The organism is uncultured Abyssibacter sp. (assembly GCF_964000955.1).
Taxonomy (GTDB): Bacteria; Pseudomonadota; Gammaproteobacteria; order Nevskiales; family OUC007; genus Abyssibacter.
This window is the reverse complement of the sequence record NZ_CAXFCL010000257.1, coordinates 1-6,056: the sequence shown is the minus strand read 5'-3', so window position 1 is coordinate 6,056 and position 6,056 is coordinate 1. Positions and strand designations below refer to the sequence as shown.

Sequence of the window (6,056 nt, the reverse complement as noted above, 5' to 3'; positions counted from 1 at the left end):
AGCGCCACCCGCTACGACAACATCAACATCGGCGAAACCTACGACGCGCGGTTTCGTCGACCCGGCTGGTCACGCGCTGATTTCGATGCATCGGACTGGGCGGCCGCCCGGCCCGTGGACCCGCCGGGCGGTCGCCTGACGGCGCAGACGCACGAGTCCATCCAGCGCCTGGAGTCGGTCGAACCGATCGCGGTCACCCAACCGCTACCCGGCGTCCGGATCTACGACATGGGCGAGCAGATGACCGGCTGGGCCACCGTCACCGTGGATGCGCCCGCCGGGGTCGCGGTGTCGATGACCTATGGCGAGGCGCTGTCGCGGACCGGGTTGGTGGGCACGACCTCCAACCTGCACATCGCCGACCAGCTCCAGACTGACTACTACGTCTCCGACGGCAGCGACGAGCAGCGGTGGACGCCTCGATTCTCGTACAAGGGGTTTCGCTACCTCCAGGTGTCGGGTCCGCTGGGAACGCCCTACCTGGGAGAGCTGGTCGATGTGCGTGTGGAGCGGGTGCGGTCCGGCGTCGCGAGCATCGGTGGCTTCGAAACCGATGATCCGCTGCTCACCGATATCTACACGCTGGTCTCCCGGGCAATTCCGAACAACCTGCATGGCATCGTCACCGACACCCCGACTTTCGAGAAAAACGGTTGGACCGGGGATGCCCAGCTCACCGCGCCCACCGCATCGCTGCTGTTCGACATGCGGCGGTTCTACGCCAAGTGGCTGCGGGACATCCGCGACGCCCAGCGCGACAGCGGCGAAATACCGGTGATCGTGCCCAGCGGCGGCGGCTACGGGTACACCGGCGAGGGCTGGGAACCGGCCTGGGGAGCGACCCCGGCCTGGGACGCGGCCTTGTTCATCATCCCCTGGGAGCTGTATCGCCGCACCGGCGATCTGCGATACCTGAGGGATAACGTCGACGCCATCCGGCGGTACCTCGATCACTGGATCGGCCAGTGGTCCGCGGTGGACAGCCCCTATCTGATCGAGGCCGGGCTCGGGGATCATGTCACCCCCGCGACGACACTGCCCTCGCCGCTGGACCTGGTCATTGCCGATGCGGCGAATCTGACCACGCTGGTGTCCACCGCGTACTACGCCGAGTTCGCCCGACTGGCCTCACGCATGGCAGGCCTGCTGGGTGACGCGAATGCCGAGAGCACCTATGCCGCGCTGCACGCCCGCATCCGCGATGCGTTCAATGAGGCGTTTTTCGACCCGTCCTGCGGTTGTTACGGCCTGGTCGGCGATGATCGCTACCTGCAAACCGCGAACGTGATGCCACTCGCGTTCGATCTTGTCCCGGCGGCACGGCGCGACGCCGTCGTGGCATCGCTGGTCGCCGACGTCGACGCCCGCGGCGGAAACCTGAACACCGGCACGGTCGGCACGCGCTACCTGCTGAACACGCTGGATGCCGCCGGGCACGGCGACGTGGCGTTGGGGATCGCGACGCAAACCGATCACCCGAGTTGGGGTGAATGGCTGGCGCTGGGTTACACGGCGCTGTCGGAGAGCTGGGGCGAGTCGATCCGCTCGCTGGATCACCACATGTTCGGGTCCATCGGCCAGTGGATGATCGAAGACCTGGCCGGTCTGGAGATTAGCGAGCCGGGCTATGCGGAGATTCGGTTCGCCCCGGCGTTGCCGGGTGACGGTCCGCGGCGGGTTGCCGCCTGGCACGCCTCGCCACGGGGATTGATCGCCAGCCGCTGGTCACGAACCGATGCGGGCTGGCGCGCGGAGATATCCGTGCCGCCGAACGCGATCGGGCATGTCGAGTTTCCTGGTGGGGCAGCGTCGGAGGTGGTTGAGCGCGGTCTGGGTGCTCCGGTGCCGGCCGCTCGCGCGGAAGGCGTCCGCCATCTGGGCATGGCGGGTGATCGGCTGTTGTTCGAGCTGGGGTCCGGTGACTACGTGCTGGAGACCGCTGCCTCCCGGACTTCTCCACGTTCGACGGGTGGCGAGGGAAGCGGTGGGGCGCTTGGCGGAGGGATGCTGGTGCTGCTGGCCGCCTGCTGTTTCCGGGTCCGGCGCCGGGGCGTCGTCGTCCTGGCGGGGTGGCTGGCCGTGGTGTCTACGGTGTGGGCGCAGGCCGTCGAGGACCGGCTGTGTGATGAGCATCTCCTGGAGATGGACGACGGTGTCCGGCTGCACGCCTGGGTGAGCCACTGCCGCCGGACCGGCCTCGCCCGGTGCTCTTCGAGTTCGAGAGTTATGCCAGTCACGGCAATGGTTGTCCGACCTACCTGCCCAGTGACTACTACGGCGATTTTCTCGACCCGGCCATCATCGACCGATTCACGCTGGTCCACGTGAGTTATCGCGGCACGGGCGCCTCCGAAGGGTTGTTCGATATGACCGGGGCGCGCACGCAGCGGGATCTGCATGCCGCGCTGGACTGGGCGGCCGCGGGCGCCTGGTCCACCGGTGACATCCTGCTCACCGGGCAGTCCGGTACAGCCTTCGCCGCCCATTTCGGGCTGGATCATCCCGCTGTGCGCGCCGCTGCGTTGTTCACCACCTGTGCGGATGCCTACCGCTGCTTCAAGCGCGGCGGCATCAGCAACAACATCGCGACCGTCTACACGGCCAAGACCGAGGCCGGTGTCGCGCAGTCGGAGCTGGACCGGCTCCGACTGGGGACTGCCCTGTCACCGGATCCGGCGCGACGACAGCTGGCCATCGCGGATGCGCTGGCGCAGACCGTGTTGCGCCCGACGGTGGACGACTGGTGGCGTGAGCGATCCGCGTTTCCGCTGCTGGAACGGACCCGGGTTCCGGTGCTTTATGCCACCGAACCCTACGACATCATCCACACGTTCGATGCCTTCCAGCGCACCCCGAATGCACGGTTGGTGCTGGGTCTCGGGCATACCACCGCGGAGGTCATCGCCAACAGCGCCGGCCGGCATGCCGATGCGGTGCGCTCGATCGTCGATCGCTTTGTCGTGCATCACGGCCTTGGCGACGACAACGGTGCGGAACAGGACCCGCGTGTGGTCCTGCAAACCGAAGTCGGAGGCGTGCGACCGTATCGTGGTGCCGAGGCACTGGTGCGTTATGAGGCCGACTGGCCCTTGCCGGACACGCGCTGGACCCGGCTGTACCTGGGCGGGCGTTCCGGCAGCGGCGCGCTGTCGCTCAACGACGGGTTGTTGCAGGCGGAGCGGCCGGTGGCCGAGGCGGCTGACGTCACGCCGGTGGCGTCGGCGGTTCATCGTCGAGGGGATCTGCGCACCAACAGCTGGATCATCGGCGCCACGATTGCCGATTTTCGTGTCGACGAGGCGGCGGCGCTGACCTACACAACCCCGGAACTGGAGCAGGCGGTGGAGCTGTCGGGGCCCATCACGCTGCGGCTGGTCGCCACGGCCGCGGCCACCGATATCGACTGGTCGTTGCTGCTGACCGACGTCCATCCCGACGGCGGCAGCCACTGGGTCACCGACGGCTATCTGCGGGCCTCGCTGCGCAAGGTCGACCCTGCCAGGTCGCTAACCAATCGCGATGGCGACATCGTGCGCCCGTGGCATGGCTTCGACATGGCGGAACCGGTGCCGATCGGCGAGCCGGTGGAGTATCTGATCGACTTCTTCCCGACATCGGCGATCTTCCGTGCCGGACATCGCATTCGTCTCGACCTGCTGCCGGTCGCCGGTTCGGACAGCGATCCTCTGGCACTGGGTGATCTCGGCCTGGTGCGGATTCACCGCGGGGGCGAGCACGCATCCAGTCTGCTGCTGCCGCTGATTCCGGCTCGCTGCGAAACGTCGCTCCGGCTGAATCCGGACATGGAGCCGCTGGGTCCCTGCGCGGCGAGCTGGGCGCAGGCGACGGGTGTCGGTGAACCGGTGCAGGAGAAACCGGTGTCCGGAGCGGGCGGCGCCGGGGCGCTCGGATTGCCGGTACTGATCTGGATGAGCGGGATCCTGGCGCTTGTTCGCCGTCGTCACGGGTGATGTTTCGCGTTTGCGCTTGTCAGAGCCCGTAAGCTCACATGGATGGAGCGTGTCAGGACGGGAGGGCCGACGCGTCAGGAGGACGCAGTGATGAAGCGCATGTTGGCCGCCGCGGCGCTCGCGGTGTGCGGTTCCGGGCTCGCCGCGGATTTCTACGTGGCGCCGAACGGCTCGGATGGCAGCGAGGGCCGCAAGCCCGACCAGCCCCTGGCCACGATCAATCACGCCCTGGAACGTGCCGGGCCGGGCGATACGGTCTTTCTGCTGCCCGGTGTTTATGCCCAGGACATCCGCACGGTGCGTGACGGCTTGCTGACCAGGCCGATCACCATCGCCGGGCTCAAGGGCGATGATTTCAAGAACGATCACAGTGTGGTGATCCCGGCCACGGTCATCGGTGGCGGCAACAGTCGCGTGGTACAGGTTCGCAACAGCTACATCACCCTTCGCGACTTTGTGGTCGACGGCCTGCACGGTGATCCGTCGAGTCGCGACAGCATCCGCGACAAGCTGGTGTTCGTGCACAACGGTGAGCGTGAGGAGGGGCTGCGAGGCATCAGTATCGAGCGGATGATCCTCGCGCATGCCGGCGGCGAGTGCCTGCGCTTTCGTCACAAGGTGTCGGACAGCGAGATCGCCCACAACAGTATCAGCGACTGCGGGATGCACGACTTCCCATTCGAGAAATCCGGCAAGAACGGCGAGGCGATCTACATCGGCACGTCGTTCAAGCAGTGGGAAGATGGCAAGAACCCGACTTCGGGGCCGGATGTGTCGGCCCGCAACCGGGTTCACCACAACATCATCACCACCCGGGGCAATGAATGCGTGGATCTCAAGGAGGGCAGTACCGCCAACCAGATCTACATGAATCACTGCACCGGGCAACTGGACGCGAACTCCGCGGGTTTCAACTCGGCCGGCAACAGCAACGTGTTTCGTAGCAATCGGGTCTATGGCAACGCGGGTTCGGGCTTTCGCTTCGGCAGCGACAAGGCGGGATTCGGGATCGACAACATCGCGATCGGCAACGAGGTCTCCGCCAACGCCCAGTTCGGCATCAAGATCATGAACGAGCCGCAGGGCCGGCTGTGCGGCAACCGTTTCGAGAACAACGGCAAGGGTGAGTACTACTCGGATCACGGGCGCGAATACGCGCCGGCCGCGGCGTGCCAGTCCTGACCGGCGATGGAGGGGTTGGGCGATGCCGGCTTAGAATCGACATTCATCGACAGACCCTGGTGACGCATGTCGCAGCCCGCCTGGTATCGCAATCCGGAAATGATCATCGCGCTGTCCGCGCTGGTGGTCAGTCTCTTCACCGTGTTCGTCGGCGCCTATTCGGCCTGGGTCGACCGCGCCTATGCGCGCGCCGCGGTGTGGCCGCGGCTGGAAATGGGGCAGAGCTACGCACCCGGCCGATTCGGCTATTTCGTGTCGAATCGGGGAACCGGACCGGCGCTGATCAAGACCGTGCGCATGACCGTGAACGGCCAGCCGATGCGTGATTGGTCAGCGGTGCTGACGGCGATGGGGGCGGGGGATCGTCACTACATGCAGTCGCAGATCAGCCGGCGAACATTGTCGGCGGGGCAGGACATCCAGGCATTTCAGACGGAAGACGAGGCCATGATCCGCCTGCTCACGGACGCCAGCTCGCCGACGACCGAAGTCACGCTCTGCTATTGCTCGATTTACGACCAGTGCTGGTCGGTGGACCAGGCCAACCGTCCCGTTGAGGTCGGCCGCTGTGATCTTCCGGACGCGGAGCAGTTCGTCCAGTGACTGGGCGGGCGGGGCGCTTCAGCGCAGTTCCCGGCGAACCACGAGCTTGAGGCCGGACCAGATCTCCGAGACCGCGCAGACCTTCACGTCGACATAGCCCAGCGGCAACGCGAGCTCACGGATCGTGCCTTCGACGATGTCGGTGGGCCGCTTTGACGCCTTCTTCGGCCACGAGGCCCAGATCACCGCATCGGGGCGCAGCCGCTGGCGACAGTCGCTCAGCTGGCGGCCGAGCCGCTCGGCCTCCGTCATGAACAGGTGCACGAGGTCGACATCCGCCGTGATCCTGTCCGTCCAGGT

General features: G+C 66.4%; 4 protein-coding genes and 1 pseudogene. 4 read left to right on the top strand and 1 reads right to left on the bottom strand.

Going from position 1 to position 6,056, the window contains the following annotated elements:
• From ABNS06_RS12465 to ABNS06_RS12450, 4 genes and pseudogenes are all read left to right on the top strand, one after another.
• A pseudogene (locus ABNS06_RS12465) lies at positions 1 to 1,812 on the top strand (family 78 glycoside hydrolase catalytic domain); the annotation flags it as partial.
• 392 nt (positions 1,813 to 2,204) lie between these two features.
• Positions 2,205 to 3,971 carry a CocE/NonD family hydrolase gene (locus ABNS06_RS12460; RefSeq protein ID WP_348674925.1) on the top strand — a complete coding sequence of 589 codons (1,767 nt, stop codon included), beginning with the start codon at positions 2,205 to 2,207 and terminating at the stop codon, positions 3,969 to 3,971.
• A gap of 90 nt (positions 3,972 to 4,061) precedes the next feature.
• Positions 4,062 to 5,153, top strand: coding sequence for a hypothetical protein (locus ABNS06_RS12455; RefSeq protein ID WP_348674924.1), 1,092 nt, complete (start codon positions 4,062 to 4,064; stop codon positions 5,151 to 5,153).
• 66 nt (positions 5,154 to 5,219) lie between these two features.
• Positions 5,220 to 5,756 carry a hypothetical protein gene (locus ABNS06_RS12450; protein ID WP_348674923.1) on the top strand — a complete coding sequence of 179 codons (537 nt, stop codon included), beginning with the start codon at positions 5,220 to 5,222 and terminating at the stop codon, positions 5,754 to 5,756.
• A gap of 18 nt (positions 5,757 to 5,774) precedes the next feature.
• On the opposite strand, the gene ABNS06_RS12445 is transcribed toward ABNS06_RS12450, so the two are convergent.
• Positions 5,775 to 6,056: DUF3052 family protein (locus ABNS06_RS12445; protein ID WP_348674922.1), on the bottom strand; the 282-nt coding region annotated here is incomplete at its 5' end.

Coding starts and splice junctions, on each gene's coding strand:
- ABNS06_RS12455 (WP_348674924.1), top strand. CDS start 4,062: ATGAAGCGCATGTTGGCCGCCGCGGCGCTCGCGGTGTGCGGTTCCGGG.
- ABNS06_RS12450 (WP_348674923.1), top strand. CDS start 5,220: ATGTCGCAGCCCGCCTGGTATCGCAATCCGGAAATGATCATCGCGCTG.